This window comes from Candidatus Omnitrophota bacterium (assembly GCA_016929445.1).
Taxonomy (GTDB): domain Bacteria; phylum Omnitrophota; class Gorgyraeia; order JAFGIU01; family JAFGIU01; genus JAFGIU01.
On record JAFGIU010000002.1, the window covers coordinates 1 to 19,403 of the forward strand.

7 protein-coding genes are annotated in these 19,403 nt (G+C 56.5%); 1 reads left to right on the forward strand and 6 read right to left on the reverse strand.

What is annotated here, in order from left to right:
• A partial coding sequence (locus JW937_00250) for a MazG family protein (protein MBN1585840.1) occupies nt 1–513 on the forward strand: 513 nt, incomplete at its 5' end.
• Here JW937_00250 and JW937_00255 read toward each other — a convergent pair.
• From JW937_00255 to JW937_00280, 6 genes are all read right to left on the reverse strand, one after another.
• Entirely contained in the window at nt 503–1,561 is a 1,059-nt protein-coding gene (locus JW937_00255) for an ROK family transcriptional regulator (GenBank protein MBN1585841.1), read from the reverse strand. The genes JW937_00250 and JW937_00255 overlap by 11 nt on opposite strands.
• Nucleotides 1,562–1,565: 4 nt before the next feature.
• Nucleotides 1,566–2,189 carry a phosphoribosylanthranilate isomerase gene (locus tag JW937_00260; protein MBN1585842.1) on the reverse strand — a complete coding sequence of 208 codons (624 nt, stop codon included), beginning with the start codon at nt 2,187–2,189 and terminating at the stop codon, nt 1,566–1,568.
• 98 nt (nt 2,190–2,287) lie between these two features.
• The gene (trpC, locus tag JW937_00265; GenBank protein ID MBN1585843.1) at nt 2,288–3,064 is read right to left on the reverse strand and encodes an indole-3-glycerol phosphate synthase TrpC; all 777 of its coding nucleotides are present in this window, start codon (nt 3,062–3,064) and stop codon (nt 2,288–2,290) included.
• 167 nt (nt 3,065–3,231) lie between these two features.
• On the reverse strand, nt 3,232–8,853 hold the full coding sequence (locus JW937_00270; protein ID MBN1585844.1) for a hypothetical protein: 5,622 nt from the start codon (nt 8,851–8,853) through the stop codon (nt 3,232–3,234).
• Between the two features lie 38 nt (nt 8,854–8,891).
• Nucleotides 8,892–14,366 (reverse strand): hypothetical protein, encoded by a 5,475-nt coding sequence (locus tag JW937_00275; GenBank protein ID MBN1585845.1) that lies wholly within the window; start codon nt 14,364–14,366, stop codon nt 8,892–8,894.
• 417 nt (nt 14,367–14,783) lie between these two features.
• The coding region (locus JW937_00280) for an NTP transferase domain-containing protein (GenBank protein MBN1585846.1) at nt 14,784–19,403 on the reverse strand (4,620 nt) is incomplete at its 5' end.

Here is a 19,403-nt window from a genome sequence, read left to right on the forward strand (position 1 = left end):
CACACCAAGCTGGTGCGCCGCCACCCGCATGTATTCGGAGAGACAAAAGCCGCCAATGTGGATGAGGCCCTGCAGTCCTGGCACAAAATAAAACAGGCCGAACGCGGGGTCACCTACGAATCGGCCATGGATGATGTGCCGGCAGGTCTCCCGGCTCTGTTGCAGGCCAAGGAGATACAAAAAATCGCCGCCAAAGTCGGTTTTGACTGGCCGGCCGCCGGGCCCGTTTTCGAAAAGCTCCGGGAGGAACTCAAAGAGTTTGAACGGGCTCGAGATGAGGCTTCTCTCAGCGATCTTCAAGAAGAGCTCGGCGACCTGTTTTTCACACTCGTCAACTTGTCCCGCCACTACAAAATAGATCCGGAGACGGAACTGCGCTGCGCCAACACCAAGTTCCTCGAGCGTTTTCGCCACATGGAGCGCTCGGCACAGGAAAAGGGCCGCAAGCTTGACGACCTCTCCCCGGACCAGCTCGAAGAATTGTGGGCGGCCGCTAAACAGTCTACGAGCTGATAAAAAGGTGCTGCACTACCGAACCCGCGGCACCCAAAGCCACCGCATCCTCGCCCAAGCGGGCGGGGATCACCTCTAAACCGCTGGAAGTCTCTTCAAAGGTACGCTGTTTGATCACGCGTGTGGCTGCATCAATCAAGGCCGAGCCCGCGCGCTCCATGCCGCCGCCCACCACAATCATCTCAGGTGTCAGCAAGTTCACCAGCTCCGCGAGCTTGGCGCCCAGCTTCTCGCCCACGGCAACGGCCGTCTGCGGGTCGATTTCCCGTCCTTCGGCTGCAGCCTGCGAAAGCTTCTCCACATCCTCGCCCTGGACCACGCACGTGCGCACCACTTTGCCGTCGACCTGCTCAACACGGTCAATGACGCCGGCATTGTAATTGATACCCCGGTACACACGACCGTTGATGACCAGACCGCAAGTCCCCACGCCGTACAGATAGAGCAGATCCTTGAGCCGCGTATCCAGGCTCAACCATTTCTCGGCAAAAGTGGCGTAGGCCACGTTCGAGCCGATAAAGGACTCGATACCCAGCTTCTGCTCCAGCAGGTTCTTGTAGATGAGTCTGCGACCCTGGGCCAAAATGCCCGGAAGCCCTAAGCCCACGCCCTTCACTACCTGAGAATCCACACGGGACTGCTCCATAAGCTCGGCTACAATGCCGTATAGAAGTTGCAGGTCGTCTTCGCGTTCTACCTTAATCGGCGGCTTCTTGAGCTTGGTCACCACATTGGCCTTCAGATCAATCATCACGCCGAGGGTACCCGTCTGCATAACCGCCAACCCAATCGCGTAACCCGCAGAAGCATTGAGTTCCACCAATGCGGGACGCCGGCCTCCGCTGGATACATCCAATCCCTTCTCCAGCACATAGCCCTTGGAAACCAAATCCGCCACGTACTTGGACGTGGTCACAAGATTTTGGTCGGTTAACTTTGCAATCTCCACGCGGGAAAGCGGTCCGTCACGGCGGATCGCCTCCAGAATGGACAGTGTCTTCCTTTCGCGCTCGGAAAGGATTTGATCTGCGAACAGTACTATATTCATAGCCTCACCTCAGGTTTTTGGCCCGTTCAATGAACTCCTTGACCTTACCGGGATCTTTTCGCCCCGGGAACTCCTCCACTCCGCTGGACACATCCACGGCATAAGGCGCCACTTGCCTTATCGCCTCACTTACGTTGTAAGGGCTCAAACCCCCGGAAAGAATGAGCGGCACATTCCAGCTCTTAGCTCGCGTAGCCACGTACCAATCAAAACTCTTGCCCGTGCCTCCCGCCATATTCTCAGAGTAAGTGTCCAGCAAAACTGCATCCGCGTCTTGCGGGCTGATCTCGTCTACAAACTCCTCACCGCGGACTCGGGTCGCCTGAATAATGCGAATTCCCCGGCTGCGAAGCAATTTTCTTTCATAAGGACTGGTCGCCCGGTGCATCTGCACCGCATCCAAAGAACAGTCGCGGATCAATTCAAAAATCTCATCCACACTCTGGTTGACAAAAACGCCCACGCGCACGACAAGCGGCCCCAATTCCCTGCAAATGGCCATGGCGGTTTCGGCATTCACGCGCCGGGGGCTCTCCGCAAAAACCATGCCAATGGCATCCGCCCCGCAGCGCACGGCCCAAATCGCGTCTTCCACTCTGGCAATCCCGCAAATTTTGACTCGAATCATCAGTCCACCGTTAGTTCGTTGATCGTCATTGCGAGCTGCAGGCGAAGCAATCTATGTTCCGCACAGACGGCCGCGCACCGTTCGCAATAACGGCACTCTCAACCAAACAGCTCCGCAACAGTCGCCTCGACCCCAGCACCTTTGAGCAGCGACTCTCCGATCAGCACGGCGCACGCGCCCAGATCGCGCACTTCCTCAATCTGGGCCCGCGTGTGGATCCCGCTCTCCGCCACCCAACTCCGATCCGCAGGAATCAAGGAACACAGCCTGGCGCAGGTCCCGGTATCCATCTCCAGGTTTCGAAGGTCCCGGTTATTGACGCCCACCAATCCGGCACCGGCCTCCACGACTTTTTTCAAATCCTCTTCCGTGTGCGCCTCGGCCAGGATGTCCAAACCAATCCCGCGCGCAATCCCGAGGAACTCCTCCAACTCCCCTTTGGAAAGCAGCTCACCGATTAAAAGCGCGGCATCCGCATTGGCGGCCCGGGCTTCATAAAGTTGGTAAGCGCTCACGATGAATTCTTTTCTCAAGACCGGCAAAGAAACACTGGCCCGAACTTGCGATAATGTTTCAAGAGAACCCCCAAAATGAACCGAATCCGTAAGCACTGAAATCGCCGCAGCCCCGGACTTCTCATAAGTCCTTGCGAGCCTCTCTGGATCCAAATCCGGTTGCAGGTTTCCGGCCGAGGGCGACCTTCTTTTTATTTCCGCAATGAGCCCCGGCTTTGCAGCTTTCATAATTGATTTTTGAAAGCCGCGCACCGGCTCCGCAGCCAACGCGCGTTCTCTAACCTCGTCTAGACTCAGGCTCTGCGCCAAGACTTGTACTTGTTGCTTCTTCTCTTGGGCAATCTGTTCTAGAAAATCCATCCGGCTTCCTGTGAAACTTTCTATAAGGAGATTCATATCACTAAGAAAGAATACCACAAGGTAGTAAAATATACAATATTAAAAGTAGGCATAAAAAAAGCCCCACCCTTAGGCCGGGACTTCTAGATTTTTATATAACTTATCTATTTTCAGTATCTTACGTAGTATCAGAGAGATTCTTCCAAAAGACCCCTGGCCTCCGCAAGCCTGGATGGATCCCTTCCCGTCTCACGCCTAAATGTTTCCGAATCAGCCACAGCCGGACCCGCCGGAACCTCTCCCAGAAGGGCAAACTCGACCTGGTCAACCAAGGGCACCGGAGACCTCAGATCGATGTTGAGGAAAATCTGCCCCTGCCCACCCGCGCCCGGGGATTCCATCCGCAGGCCGGGAACCGCCCCCTCCACATGCTGTAATTCCACACGCACAGCGCCGGAAGGCAGATCAGCCGCCACAGAGCGAATCAAATCCACCAAGTACGCTTCCAGATCATTTTGAGGGCTTTGCTTGGTGATGCCATCCCCAACGCTCAAGGTCACTGCCAGGTCGAGGGCCACAGCCGGATCCACCTCTGGCCAGGCTCTGGGCTCCCCAAAACCCACCTGTTTCTTCTCTGGATCAAAACTGAATCGGTCGCTCACCCACTCATACACCACGCGCCCTCTTAAATCCTCGAACTGCACCAAACGCCAAGGACTCTGCCAGCGGCGGGCACCCTCCCCTATTTGCTGCGATTCAAAGGGCCGGATCCGCCTCCACTCCTCAATCTCCCGTAGCGCACTGAGAATGATCCTGAGCGTATTTCTTTGGGTATTTTCAGCCGGATTCCCCAGCATCGCACTTCTTCTTTGCAACTCCTTTTCGAGCAGATTGAGCCATCCTTCAAAATAAATTTCTGCGGGAAGCCCCTGAGCCAAGAGCTCGTGGAAACCCCGCACCAATCGCTGCCGGTGCTCCCCATGCAACTGGTTCAGCACATAACCCAAGCCGGAGGCCCGGTCCGAATTGCGGCTGAAGGGCAGAATGACTTCGTAGTCTTCAAAGGTGTCTTTGCCGATAAATGCGCCGGGCCCGACAATGGCCCCATTCACAGGCAAGTGCCCGATTCCAATCTGCAGAAAAGCAATGAAATCCAAGAGGGTGGGAAAGCCTCCTGGCTGCTGCTTGGCGCCCCCGCCCACATTGGCCAAAGAAAAGCCCCCCAAGGAAGCCACCACATAGATCCCTCCGTCGCCCTCAATCACCTCCTTGACTTGATCCGGATTATTGAGAAAGGACCGCGGAGGATAATGCCCCGCGGGGAAGAAAAGCACACTGTGTGTCAGGGTGATAATGCCTGCTTCCAGGTCTGATATCGTATGCCCGTTGGCTGAGCGCTGAGCCTGAAGGGAATCATTCATCACCCGGCCCCCAAAAACCGAATATGCTGCCACAAAACTCCTCTTCATGGACGCGCCAAAACGTGCTTCTCCGTGCAGCGTGGAATCTTTGAGCGCCCGGACACGCTTGGCCACTGATTGAGGCCCCAGGACTGTGTCCACGATCCCCTCCTGCGACAAAACTCCGCGCACCTGGGCGCCTGCCTTCACTGTGGTGCGCAAGACACGAGTCCCGGAACGTTCCAGACTTCCGGTGCCATTGAGGTAAATTTCCGGGGAATCCGGCAATTCGGATTCCAGCACTTCCTCACCTGTCTGCTGTACGGCACTCAAGATGGCTTGACGCCAAGAGTCCGATATCGGCAGATTGGCAGGCAGTATTTCTCCTGTGACGGGAATCAGTGGCTGAGGGTTCTTGCGGCCCCGGGTTAAGAGCAACGCCATTTCCACCACTGCGTCCTCCTCGATTTCCACTCTCCGATCCAGACTTGTATCCGCGCCTTCCACGTGGGAAAAAGCCACCCGTCCCCCGCCCAAGGTATTCTGCATGCTGCAAAAACGGGCTGAGAGTTTCTGGTTCCCGGATTTATGGTCCACAATTCTGGACTGAATAATCTCCCCCTGGACCGTACTATTGACCACAATACTGGAGTGAATCCGGGTATTAGGAAGCAACACAGTGCTCCCTGCCAAGAGAATATCGCCTGAGAGCCGGATCTCGCCGCTCTCCAACCCCTGCGCCGGCAATTGAAACAAATGATCCACCCAAATTTGCGTGCCCGGCTCCACAATATATCCTGCTAAGTCTCGAAGCTTTTCAATTTCGCCAGACGACAAAAGTCTGAATTCGATTCCTTGGCGCGCCATCTTGTTAATGTGCTCTTGAATACTGCTTTCTGAAAGCTCCCGGTGATCCAACTTAAATGCACCCGGATCCCTTCCGGCTTCGCGAAGCACGCTGCGCTCGCTCAGCGCTTTGCCGATGCTTTCCTGGGCTCCGTTGGTTCTGAGGGAATTGAACAAAAGCTGAAGCTCCTGGGTCTCTGCAGTCTCTTCCAAGTCGCTCACGGTCTCCTGCAGGCTCTGCACCCGCCATGGAGCAATCGGCTCTTCCAAACGCCTTTGGAGTGCGTTGTTGACAAACTCTCCGTCCTGCCAAAAATACTTGAAACTTGGGTACTCGGCCTTGAGGGCCCTGTGTCCACCTTTCTGGACAAAGTCCAGCAGCCGGACCGCATCCGCCTCTATCTCCAGCCCCAAGACTTCCGCATAGGCCTGCAGACCTTCAAACAGCTTTTGCATCCCCTGATTCTGAGCAATCCGCTCCAGAGACACCTCTCCGCGGGCTTGGAATTGCGCATAGCGCATTTCCTTTTCGATTAACTCTGCCGTGCGCCAAAAGCCGTCGTTAAAGGCCTGCCAAAAACGCCGCGCATGCCGCTCATCCCAGTTTTCACCACGAAGCTGCAGGCGCTCCTGGTCTTCGGCAATCATTCCCAGAATCCAGTCTTCGTCCAGGACCCCGCCCGCAATATCCCATTGTGTCTTGCTCATCCCATAGGTTTTGCTGAATTCCGGCGCTTCAGAACCCACCATTTCTCCGAAATGCCGCGATCCAAAACGCAGAACTGTCAGATCGCTCCTGGACCGGATATCGTCCCAATTCCGGGGCCGGCCCTTAAGCGTGTAAATATTCGAGCGGGATCCCACCCAAATATAGGGCTCGTAGAACACATCTCCATAGGACTCTCCCTCAGCCCCGGTCCAATTGGCTGTAATATGGCCCGGCGAAATCCAAACCGGAGTGGGATGATCGACTCGCTGTTTTCCATCTCCCATCTCTACTTCTGTATAGGGAAGAGCGACTCCCGCAAAAAAGCTCAGGCGAGGCGACAAAGCATACTGTGTGGGTGCCCCGAGGATGTCCGCGCCGCTTCCAAAGCCCAATTGGTCATCCGCGATAATCCCCCCGTAGATTCCGAGCACCGCTCTGGAACCCGGATACATTTGCGTCTTCTCCAAAAGAGTGGCCAGCTCCACATAAGCATCCACAGCCGCAGTATCCGCCATGATGTGGCTGTTGTTGACATAGGTATTCAGCAAAGTCACACCGGTTTCAATTATTGTGGCTGTTCCGGGCTGCATGGCCCCGGGCAAATCAGGATAAAGACTCTGTCCCTTCCGGAATCCAAAAGAATAAACCTGAGACTGATCTGAAATCGTCACTTGATCCCCAATGCTCACAAAATTGGCGGTTTCATCCTTTGTAAATAGACCGGCTGCACCCCGGATAAGGGACTTCTCCACATTCAAGTCTCGGCCCGCAAGCACGTACTCCAATTCCGCGAAATGGACTTTGGCATTGTCTCCGATCACAGAATTTCCGATGACAGATCCTGAAATCCGGGCACCCGCACCCAAATACACAGGACCGTCAAAATAGTTGTTGGTGAGCTGAGCGGCCCCGCTTCCGAGATCAAACTCGGGAGCCACCCACACCTGGGACCAATCCGCTGCGCTGTTTTGCCGGCCCTGGAGTATTTCAATTTCATCCAAGGTGAGCGGCCTCCTTTGCAGAGGCATCCAAGGAAGCACCCGCCCGCCCGCGTCCCCCATCAAAGCCCAAAGCGCCTCCACACTCTCCGGACGCTCCGATCCATACAATGCTTTCCATTCGCCATCCCGATTCTCAAAAGACTCCCACTCTGCCACAACCAAGTCCGAGAAAAACTGCATCAGACGCGGCTCCACACCTGCCTCAAACCCGGCCGCAGAAGCGAGACCGCGCAACTCCTCCTCGATCTGCGCGAGCAGCCCGGGGCTCAGCCAATCGAGCATTTCTCCGGCAGACGCCGGATCCTGGAGCAGGGCCACGGCCCGGTCCACAAGCAGAGGCTGAAGCTGTCCAAAGGGCGCGGCCAACCGGTGAGAATGCGCTGTGGGAGAGAGCTGATGGGCGCGCGCCAACAAGTCCTGCACAGAGGCCCGCTGCCCTTGCATAAGGCGGTAATAGCGGGATTCATTGATTTCCGTTCTGACTGCCGGGGTGATGACCACAGTGGAGATTCCCGCTTTTTCAAAGCGGGCTGCCAACCCCTGGGTGTGGAAGCCTCCGGCCACCAAGACTGCAACCGGCGTTTTGGTTTCTCCGATGCGCTTTCTGGCCTCTTCAAACATGTGCTGATCGCGCGCTTCCGCCGTACGATAAAAAGCTTCCAATGCAGGGCCGTATTCCACCAAATGCTTTTCAAGGCTCTTTACGGCGCGTTCGGCCCGCTGCTCAAAACGCCGGCCCTGGGCCTTGGCCAGAATTCCCAAAACCTCCATCACGGAAGCCGCATCCATTTCCTGATACTGAATCCAATCCTCTGTGGTCAGCGCCAGCTCAAAAAGTTTGCGCACGCTGGAACAGTAATCGGACAGTTCCAGCACCGCCTGCGCTTCCGCGTCCGCGGCCAATGCGCTCCTCACACGCGCAAAAAGCTCGTTTATTTCCACAATCACGCGCTGCGCATTCAACGTTCCCAGAGCCCGGATATATTCCGCGTACTCCTGCACCCGTTCCACGGATTCTGCAGTCTTAGTCTTCTGCGCTTCCCCAATAAGGGATTGCACAAAAGCCCGGGGATCCTGGCGCGCCTCCAGAGGCATCTCCTTTTCCAGACCCGATGTCTGCCGCAGAGCGGCCAACTGCGGATACTCCGCTCCCAAGTCACCCTTCAAAATATCGGCGGCCTTCCATAAATAATCCGTCCACTCCAGAAGCTGAAGTTCTCCCCGGGCAAACTGATCATGAAACTGAGAGAGCTCAATAAACTCCGGAGGAAGAATCTTTTCTTTGAGCCCGCCCACGACCTTGTCCATGTCTTCTAAGGACTTGGCACCGGCTTCCTGGGCTTTCAGGTGCACCCACCAGGCAAGCTGGCTCTGCCAATACAGATCCGGGTCTTCCACACCCCGGAATTCCATGCCCCCCGGGGCTTCCACAATGGCGAGGTACTCTTCGCCCGTAAGCTCCCCTTGGTCGAGTAAAACCCGGGCAAAGCGCTCCCGGATTGCTTTCAGCGGAAAGGAGGCGACCCGGCTGGTGTCCACAGGCCCGCAGGAGCCTTCGGAAAGCACGAGCGGCAGGCCGGTTTCCTGGTGCCAATACTGAAGGAGTTGGGCGATATGCTGCTGGGCCTCGGGATGAGCGTGCAGATCTTGCACCAGGAAAACCGTGCTTACGGCGCCTTCCACTGGGGTAGACTGCGCAACGCGGCCGTATTCCTGCGGAACGGAAACAGGCGATTCTGTGTCGGAGGTTTTGGCATCGGAGGGAACCAGGCAGAGTCCTGCAGACGCAATCAGCCCGAACGCAAGCGTTGCTGCTCTTCTCCCCCAAGCGCTGTGGATAAATCGTTGAAACAAAACTATGGTCTCCTTGACCTTGTCATATGGAATTTCAACTAGATCGACGACTGAATAAGCTCTAAGCTACCCAACGCAGATTCTGAAACCAGCCCCGGCAGTGCCGGCAATTCTAACTCAGCCAAGGCCTGCTGCACAGCCCCGGACAAGACTTCCACTCCATAAACAAAGCGGTTTGCAAGCTGAACCCCGTCTTCCACGCGCACATTGTCCAACAGAATCACGTTTTCGAGCGCAACGCCGTGACCCGCAACGCGCACCCCGCTCTCCAAAAAGACCTTGCCGCGGATACGGACAAGACCCTGCCCGGCAGCGGATTCAGCGGGCGTGAAAATTCGGACCAAAGCTTGACCCAATTCTTCGCCGTTGAGCAATTCCACTTCCAGCTCTGCTCCGTCTTCCAACTGAACCCGGTTCCCCAACTCAGCTGCATCAATTTCATTCTGGGTCACCCGGGCTCGCCTCGTCTTCCACAAATCAATCAGGAGGACTTCCGGCAAAGAGTTTCCGGTAGCACCCACCTGCTCCTCCAAGAACCGAAGCACGGATTCCCAATCCCCGCCCAATCGCCGCAGCGCCCGCAGCTTGGCTGCCTCCTGCCATAAGATCATGTGGGTCAGTCTCGGGCCGTAGTCCGGATCGTCCGTCTCCCTAAAAGGACTCTCATCCTCGCCCACCATCTGGAGTACCCGGTCACCCAAGTCCGGATTGTGCCGGTCGTAACTCACCACATTTCCGCCGCGTTGTTGCACATCTTGCACGGCTGTGGCCACGTTAGCGTTTGTGGTATCGTCTATCACCAATCGATCCTTTGGATCCATCTCCAATTCGCGCTCGTGGATACTCATGCCATCCCGCTTAATCCCCAGCCAGGACACAGAACCCCGGCCGGTCCGGATCACGGGTCTGCCGTCAAATTCTTTCTCTCCCATCGCAGCGCTCAACTTGGCCTGAAGGGCCCCAGCAAGTTCATCTCTGAGATGATCAAAGTGTTGTCTAGCGGTTGCTTCCGCTTCCGGCGGCAAATACTCCAGCTCAAGATCAAAGGCCACAATCTCGCCCGTATTTTTATCCCCGTCCCGGTAATCGATGTGCAGGCTCACCCCTTCTTCCAATTCCAAAGGATTACCGTTCCGAAGCAAAATCTTTCCGAGGTATCGGTCCTGAAATTCCTCCCAGACCTCCTTGATCAGCTGAATGGCCTGCTTTCTTCTCAAGTATCTCGGATCCGAATGCACGCCTGCCGAAGCCTCCACCGCATAGTAAGGACTCAGCGTTGCGGGGACACGCCCCAGGCCCCGCGTGTGCGCGCGATTCCAGGCTTGATTGGTCACCACTGTGAGACGCCGTTTCTCGTTGCGCAGGGAATGGGCGTCCCGCGCTTCCAAGACCCATGCTCTCATGGCCTCCAATATCCAGTCCGAAAGCGGATCGTTTGTGCGCGATAAGGTTTCATCCAAATCCGAGAAGATCCCTTGGCTGGGTCTGTGACTCGCCAAGGTCTCCATGTTGGCCTGTTGGTGTCCGGGAAGACTCTTGAGTACCTCCGGTGTGATCCTCGAAGACACGGACGGATAAAGCAAAAACCGCCCCAAGGCCTGGGCCCGCGCATTGGGAAGATCCTGCCCCGTTTGGAGGAAAACAGGAAGCCTTTCTGAGAAATCCGCAACCGGCTGAGGATCCTGGAGGACCTGCTCCAGCTGCTGCACCAGTCCCCCTTGCTCATAAAAGGGCTGGGCCGGATTCACATACAAATACACTTGGTTGGTATCCGCATCGTAAACAGCCAATGTTTGCTCGTACTCTCCTGTGTGAATCTGAACGTTCCGATCGGAAAAATGCGCCACGGCCTGCTCGAGAATCCGCATGGAGTTCGGGGCGAGCCGCCGCAACTCTTCCTGATTCCGGAGATTCACATGCCCTTGCAAAAGGGTCTGCCGCTCCTTGGCCAAAGTCACTTCCGGATGCCTCGCCTCGTAGAGGGCCTTGGTGGTTCCCACAAATCCGTTCCCGCAAACCCATCGGCGCTGGGTCTCGCCCGCGGAGCTCAGTTCACGGAGGATCGGCGTTGCAAGGCATTCCTCAATCACCCGCACACCCCTCGCCTCCAGATCTCTCTTTTCTTCATCGGTGATATACACTAAGCCCATTTGTCCTTTGTCGGGTTGGTACCCCAAAAGCAAAACTCTCCACTCCCGGCCTCCGGGTTCCAAATCCCATTCCTCAAAACAGTGGGGGTGCTCTGCCAAGAACTTCCTCAAAGCTTCAAGGCGAGAGGCTTCAATCCGCACCCGGGCCTGATATGGATCCTTCTTCACCATCGCAAGTTCTCTCAAAAAACGAATATGGGGGTTCACCCTGAACACGTGGCCTTTACGCTCTCCGTCAGCCGCGTCTCCGTACAAGTCAACCCATTCCGCAGCCTCGCCGGAATCCTCAGTGGGGGACGCGTACTCTCCGGACCATCTCCCGGAATCCTGTGCAAAGAATGCATCGACTTCTCTCGCAAAGGTACGATTCACGATCACCACATTGAAAAGTTCTTCCACCCCGGCAGTCCGGGTGCCCCGGGCCAAGGCAGCGCCCGCGACCTTTCTCGCCAAGCGCTCCGTCACAGACAACACTCCGGACTCCTTGCTGTGCACCAAATTTTCGATAGTCACAGCCGGCCGTGATTCCAAACCTGAAGGGTCGAACTCTTTTGCAGCGGCAGCCTTTGCGAAATGAGCTTCTGCGGATTCCCGGTTGAGGTTTGCAAGGATTGAAGTGTTGATACTCCCCGGAACCCAAATATCCATTTGGGCTCTTTCAATGGCCTCGATCACCTCAGGGTTTCCCCTGGGTCTCCTGAGTTGATGCAATAGATTTGAATCCGGGCGCAAATCCAGCCCCGCCTCGATTACCATCGAAGGCCCCACGCGAACCGGCTCCCCCGCTGCATTTTCCAATTTCAACACCGGGTCCTGCTCCAAGGCATCGCGTGATATCATTTCCCAGATATTTTCTCCAACAAGAATTCCCATATTGATCACAGGATGTCCGTTCGGCCCGCGCACCTCGACATAGGTGTCTTCAGGTAAACCCCGCTCCTTGAGCCAGACTCTCAAGCGTTCCGCAGAAGCCGCGCTCAGTTTATCCGTCAGGGCAGTAACCAATGCCCCGCCCTCCGCAGCATTCAGAATATCCACCTCATGCGCGGTATTCATCGCGACCTTTCTGACCAAACGCGCCAAAGTGGCCTGCGCCGGATGGATTCCGGGGGCGTCTACCCCATAAGCCGCTTCGCCATCCTCACGCGCACCCATGAGTTCCATACGCACCTGCTGCCGGGTCTTTTGCCCGCAAGCAATGAGTTCCAAATTCTCTCTGAGCTGTTCTGTGGTGTAGTAGCCCATGAAAAGGCTCATACCCACCCCCAACAGATTCCGGTTGCTGTGGGGAGTCCCGAGCAAGCCGGGCAACTCCTCCGGAAAGTCCCGAGCCAGCTCCATAATCCCCTCATCAACGGCCCGCGCGGATTCCAATGAGTCAGAAATCCAAAGCGCCAAGAGCGGATCCTCGTCCAGGGGAAAAGGCGGATTTTCTCCATCCACCCAAGGGGCAACCCCTTCCTCGCGCACAATCCTCAAATCCCGCATAAGATGTTCCTGAAAAGACACCTGCAACCCGTTGCTGCGCTTACTTTCCAGACTTCGGACCACACGCCTGGCAACCCCCACCTTGGCGTGCTCCCGGTCCCCGCGCTTCATGCGTTCCCCAAACCACCAAGCCAGGGCCCGCGCGAGCTTGCCTGTGGAACCGCCGTCATCCGACACCGTCACTGAACCCACCACATACTGGCCCATGGCCGCACGCATGGCCTCAGGCCCCTGATCCAACAGGGCCCAGGTCAGGCGATGCGTCGGGGAATCCCTGGTTATATCCAAACGTGCAAGGAGCGCTTGGATTCTCGGAGACCAATCAACTGTCCTGAAGTCGATTTCTTTGCTCTTGAGAGCTCCAACCAGCTCCCCTGCCGTCATACCCGCGATCTGGCCGCCCAAGTATTGAGCGTCGTGCAATTGCACCGTGATCGTATAAATGAAGTCCTGGTAAACCATTTCCAGGATTTCTCCCAGGCGGAGCATCTCCTCACCTAATTTGGTTTCCAAAAACAACTGCTGGTCGTCCCCCCGGTCCCGCTCGCGGCTTTGCTGCAATTCAGCCTCGGAGATGATCCCCTGGTCAAGCAAATAGCCTTCCAGATTGTTCAAAGCTTTTACAGGCACGACCCCGGCCTCAACAAAAGGCCGCAGATCCAAAGTGGCCCCCATTCCATAAAACCCGCCCCCGCCCCCCATAGCCGCCAGGACATCACTCTGCTCCCTGCGGAGAATTTCCATGGCTTCGGCAACCTTGTACGCGTGTTTGTATCTCTTGAGACGGGCCGCCCGGCCTCGCAAAATAGAGGCCCGCCCTTTCCAATTCGTAATCTTTGCGGCCCTGACCAAGGCCCGCTCCACCACCACGATCTCGCTTTCCCCGTGCTTGTTTTCCCCCTGAAAAACCTCCAGCATGGCAAAATAGTTGCGCACCGGAGCCGGGAATTGAGGATCCAAGGCAAGCTTGCGTTTCTGCGCAGAGCTGTAAGCCAGGAATTCCTCAGGTCTCCGCACTGCCGAATCCGGGGAGCGCGTCCCGCAAGCCAGCGCATACAACCGCATCTCTTCCTCCTGCCGGTACGCCGTGTACAGGGCCTTCTCTTCGTCCGTACACTGCCGGCTGCGCCCGTCTTCGACCACAAAGTAATCTTTAGGAGTGTGATCCCTGCCGAGAAAGACCAAATACAAGCGGTTCTCTGATTCCCACAAGTCAAAACCCAAGCCCATCATGGGGCTGAGCCAATGCCAAAGATCTTCCACTGTTTCCGGCTGGGCAGGAAAACCTGTCTTGTCCTTTTGCCAGGCTTGGACCGCCAATAAGACCGCGGTCTCTCTCAGCCGGCGCCGCGCAGCGCCCATGCCCAAGTCTGTGCGGGCAAGCACCCCAAACGCATCTTTCGTTGCTTCCAGGGTCTCTTCAGGCAAATTCGTTCCACCTTGGAGAGCCTCCAGCACAAGCCCTCCCACAAAGAACATATCCGGAGAGCGTTCCAGATCAAAACCCGCAAAACCCCGCAAAAAGGCCTGCACGTCTTCAAAGCCCAGCTTTTTGCCGGCCTGCAAAATCCGCTCGTGGGCGCGCTCCATGTCGGCCATCGCGAGCTCCCGGGTTTCCTGCGGCTGGGCCGGTGCCATGATCCACTGCAGGGCATAGTAAGAACGCAGCTCAGCGGGCAGTCTAGGATCCTGGGCCAAGCCTTGGATCGTGGCCCAGTCCCTCAAGGAATCCTCTTGGCGCCAGGCCTGCATGGCCACGCGAATCAGAGTCTCGCGGACCCTGTCAGGCGCTCCCTCCGGCTTGTCCAGCATCCCGGCCACAAAGCCCGCAAGGTCCCCGCGCGCATGGGCCAGCTTGTCATTGCGGAAGCTCATTCCGTCATTGTGAGCGGAGCGAAGCAATCTTTGTCCTGCAAAACACAAATCGCCACGCCTCGCACTTGGCTCGGCTCGCGATGACGGGCTCTCACCTTCCCCAACGCACGAAGGAGCCGCAGAGGTCTCCGCAGCTCCTGTCAAACTCAAAGCCCAGAAGAGAATAAGGACCGCGTATTGCCTTGGCAATCGGTTGAGCATGGAGGTACTGACCCCCTTCTGTGTTGGCGCCAACCCCAGATTGCTCCCCCGAACCACTCACCTTCTTTATAAAGTATACACTATTAACAGCTCCGGTAAGGGACACATCTCCTTTGGAGATATGTCCCTTGAGTCAACCGGAATGCGTCCCTTGAGTCAGCAGGAGATGTGAGGCATCCCCTATGTCACCCATAGATGTGTCCCCAAAACAGCTTGTTACAGCGAGCTGGCCAGGGCTTGCCCGGCCCGGACCTGACCGGCAATTGCATCAGTCGCACTCCCTGCAGTGGGAATTCCAGGAATATCGAATACCAAGGCCGGTTCCAAGACCTGAGCATAGACTGCTCCTCTTTCCGTAACCCCAAAGAGCTTCTCATCCGCACTGTGTCCCAAAGCCTGGGCTTCCTCAGCAGACAAGGCCCGAATCGAGCCGTCGTTCTGATGCTTGGCCAAGAACTCATCGATCACGTCATCCGCGTCCTTCCCTTCGAATCCGTAGCCTTCCAGGATTTCATTCAGCTCTCCCCGCGACAAGATATTCCGCTTTGCCAACTCTCTTAGCACGGCAAGCCTGACCTCATGGTACCGACTCCTCGGATCCTGCATGTTGGCCAGCACAAATTCCCGCGCCACCTCAGCGGCTGCGGTCAGGCGCCTTTGCTGCTCGCCGCCATCCACGGCCGGAGACACCGAACCCCGTCCATAGACAGAGGTCTTCTTGCTCGTCCCGGAATTGCGGGCAATCACGGCCGCCACGCCCTCAAATGCCCCAGTCTCTGGATTGCGCTCCTGGATCTCCAAATACATTTGCTCAGCCTCATTGGCATAGAATCGACTCACAATACGAAGATTCTGTGATTCGTAAACAGGACCATCGGTCCCAGCAGGCGGTTCCCTGACCTCCCCATCCGCAGGGTACTCTCCAGTAAACTGCTTCACAATCTCACGGGTCGTCTGCACAGACATTGCCAAGCGAATGCCCTGCAGCTTGGATTTGTCAATATGCAGGGCATAGCGATTGATCTTGCAGCCTCGGGTAAAGGGATTCTCAAGAAAGCCTGCATACCCGCCATAACTGTCGTACATGCCCTCCGGTTGGCCATCCTCGCCAAGAGTCGTCATGGTCTCCATACGCCGCGTGGCCACCATGGCGCCAATGGCTCCGGCTGGGCCATTGCCCGCGGCCACAGCAACCGCGTTGCCATCCGGACCCGGAACACGCAGGAACCGGATAAAGTGCCCGGTTTCCTCTGCCCCGATAAACTTGGCCTTCTTGATGATCCTGCGTGCCAATTCAGCCTGATCCAATGAGCCCGCAGCTCCCCAGCTCTTGCGAGAGAATTCCGAAAGGCTGGAGATAATAGTGTACAAACGCTTGGCATTGGCCTCCGTCGATTGGGAAATACCCTCCAGCTGTTTTTCAAAATCTCTAATGCTCTGTTCGTATTCAGTGCGTGGTATGCCTGCTTCTTCCAGTATCTCTTCCAAGGCCAGCAAGGTGGCCGCAATCTTCACATAGGTGGACCGCAGGAGGACCCACTTGTCGCCCACAGCAGTGCGGTAGGCATCCAGCCCCAAGCCCAGCCAGCTGGAAACCGCGTTAAAATCACTTTCCACGGTGAGAGCAGCCACGGCTCCCATGTACTCCTCCCGATGTCTCTCAATCAAGTATTTCGCCTGCTGGTAAGCACACTCATCGCCGCCGGAGATGATGATGTAGTCCTTGGAAGGATCGTTGACATCGGGAATGATGACATCCCCGCGAATGTAGCGGTCCCCGTCCGAGTCAAACCAAGCAATGGAAAGACGGCGCTCGCCGCTCGCATACTGCCCTCGGAGCCCCTCTTTCCGAGCCTGTCCAAAGGCCCTCTCAAAAGTCAGGGCATAGCCCTCAGGGATATCGGCCGGGGTTACGATTGTCTTGGGAAATCCTTCAAAGGCCGCAGCCCCAAAACCCTCATTCACAAAGCCGTCTCCTTCGTCAAAGCTCGTCTGTCCCTGATATTCCTCCCCATTTTCCGGATCCTCCCAATCCACTTCGATCACATTGGCGCCGTGAGCCTTCAAGGCCTGCGAGGCAATTCCCTCGACCACTTGCCCATTGCGTCTTCTGGAAGAAAAGGCTCCCTTAGCCGCATCCAAAATCACATCATAGTCGCCCAGCGGTTCATCCTCTTGAATTCCATAATAGGAATACTTACCCTCTGGATCATCCGTGAAGGCTGTGAATGGGTCGGAGAGAACAGCCACCGCCAAATCAAAGGCTTCGGCCGCCTTGTCCCTGACTTCCCCTCCATGGGCCTCCAGGGTGTCATCCACGCCCTCGGCATAGGCCCGGATATAGGCGGCGGTTAGAGCCAGATCATCCGGAGGCAGCAGCTTGAGCGCGTCTGTGGCCAGGAAAATCTTGATCCCATGCTGGTTAAAGCGGTTGTGGCTGGCCGTAATCATGATGCCTCCGGCCGAACTCTGATTAATGGCAAAAGCGCCCACAAAAGGCGTGGGTAATATGCCCGCATCCACAGGCACCAGACCCGCATCACGCACCCCTTCAAACACGGCATCGCGAATCGCGTTGCGCTGCGCCGACTTGAGCACCCCATGGGCATCCCTCTCATCGGACTCCAGCCGTTCCTCGCGCGGATCATAGCCAATATCGAACTCCTGCCCCAGTTCGGCAATTCCCTGGTCGACCAAAGATTTGACCCAGGCATAAACATATTTCCGCATATTTTCCGGTGAAATATCATCAAAGTTGAGCGGAATTTCAATCCCAGGATTGGCCTCCATAATCAACTCTCTGTAAAGAATCTCCCCGCGCTTTCCATCCGTGCCCTGGACACGCACATAAGCACTTTCCAGCGCCTTGTCCACATTCCCAAAGGCCTGATAGCGCTCCTGGAAAAGGCCCAAATTAACGGCCTTAAACGTGCCGTTCTTAACAATATTGCTCCCGAGAATCAGCTTAAGCGCGCTGGCGCTGACCCCCGCGCGATGCAGCCGCACCGCCTTTTCATAAAGGGAGTAACGCGAGGAATTGATCCCAAAATTGTCCTGATCGTCGGAGAGCAAAATCAATGTATTGGACCAAGCCGTATTCATCCGGCTCATGACTTCTTCACCGGCAAGCAAATCCATCAGCTCGGCCACTTCGGGTTCAAAGGGATGTATCCCCCGGACCCGGTCACGCTCCTTCTGTGCCAGAACCATTCTTTCCGCCACCTCATTGAGTTGGGCAGCGGTCTTGATGCCCACCATCTGGGCAGGATCGGCAAGGACCACCTGGACCTGATCCGCGGCAAACTGCGGGACAAGGGCTGTCACAGCATAGCGGTCCTCTCCCCCTGCTTGCTCAATCCGGGCCAATTTTTCTGTGGTCTGGTATGTGTTCAAGGCCATCATGCCTGTGAAGACAGGTTGCTGCATGATGTACGGGAGTTGCTTCTGTGTGAAGGTGGCGATGACCTCCCTTTCCCCGCGACTATCCGGAATCGCAGACAAAATTTGGATTTGGCCTCCGGGTTTCCGAAGCTCTGCTATTTGAGTGTCTTCAATCACCACATAGCGTCCGTTCACCAGGACAAGCCGCCCATAGTCGCGGAAGTCCGGATCTGATTCATCCACCGTGGCAGCCACTAAGGTTAACGCGGCTTGACCCTCTGTTCGAGAACGCGTATGGGCTCGCATGACCTGCCCAATCAGGGCGCTGTCCACAGCAGGTTTATCTCCGTGAAGCACCAGCACATGCTCCCGGGACTCCATAACGCGCAACAATTTCAGGGTAGCCTCTCCAGTACCCCGGACTGCTTGCCGCGTTCCGTCCGCGCCCATCTGTCTTTGATCCACTATGGTCACGTGATTGCGCGAAAGACCCGCTTTGACCTGATCAGCACCCTCTCCCACCACAAGAGCCAAAGTGCCCCGGTCAAAACCCATGTCCTTTGCAGCTATTAATGGATGGGATCCCATGGGGCTTTGGGCCATCGTCAAGGTCACCGCCGGATTCGGGCCTCCCAAGCGAAGGCTGCGCCCCCCTCCCAAAACGCCCACACCAAAACGCTCTTGCCAGGTTTTGTATTCGGCCCATGTGGCACCAAATCCGTTGGAATTCCATTCCAGGTAGTCGCCGTCCAAGGCCTTGCCGATCACCTGAACCCGACGGATGAGTTCTGTGGCACGGGCCCACGCGCCCCCGCGCCCAACCGGCACATCTCTGAGAACTAAGTCACACCAAAAACCAAAAGCCCCGGGCCCGCGCTGGTAAGCTGCGAGCAGTTCTTGGGCAATCAAATCATAGTCGCCCTGCCCCTCGTGCAAGGCTTGGATGGCCGGAAGGACTTCGTTCCGGATTAATGCCGGCTCCACCTCTCGTGCCAGCTCCAATAGGTGGCGATACCGGCTGTACTCGGGCCACAGGTCCGCTACAGGATCTTTGCCTCGCAAAGGCGCGACAAGCTCCTCGTCATAGACCCCGCGAACAACCGCTCGATCCTCCCGGATTCCACGCCGTGCATAGTCGACAAAGCGGGCAAACCGGCCGAGCCCTGATTTTTCATAACCCAATTGCCTGCGCGCCCCATACCAGTAGTCCATATCCGCGCCTCGCGCATCCAGGGCTAAGGCCACGCTCTCCCAGGAACTCTCATCCAAGCTTGCCAAGAGCAACTCGTACATCCCCGCGTAATCCACATCCACCGAGCTCCCCAAAGTATTGAGAATAGCGGCCTGGCGGGCGCGCCCGTCCGCTTCTTTTCCAAGAGCGAGGAACCGCTCGGTGTACATCCTCAGATTGTGAATCTCTACCACCCATTCCGGAAGACCGGCATCCACCAGGCC

Excerpts from the sequence above, each read along its gene's own strand:
- trpC (MBN1585843.1), bottom strand. The coding sequence starts at position 3,064 with ATGGATTTTCTAGAACAGATTGCCCAAGAGAAGAAGCAACAAGTACAA.
- JW937_00275 (MBN1585845.1), bottom strand. The coding sequence starts at position 14,366 with ATGAGCTTCCGCAATGACAAGCTGGCCCATGCGCGCGGGGACCTTGCG.
- JW937_00260 (MBN1585842.1), bottom strand. The coding sequence starts at position 2,189 with ATGATTCGAGTCAAAATTTGCGGGATTGCCAGAGTGGAAGACGCGATT.
- JW937_00255 (MBN1585841.1), bottom strand. The coding sequence starts at position 1,561 with ATGAATATAGTACTGTTCGCAGATCAAATCCTTTCCGAGCGCGAAAGG.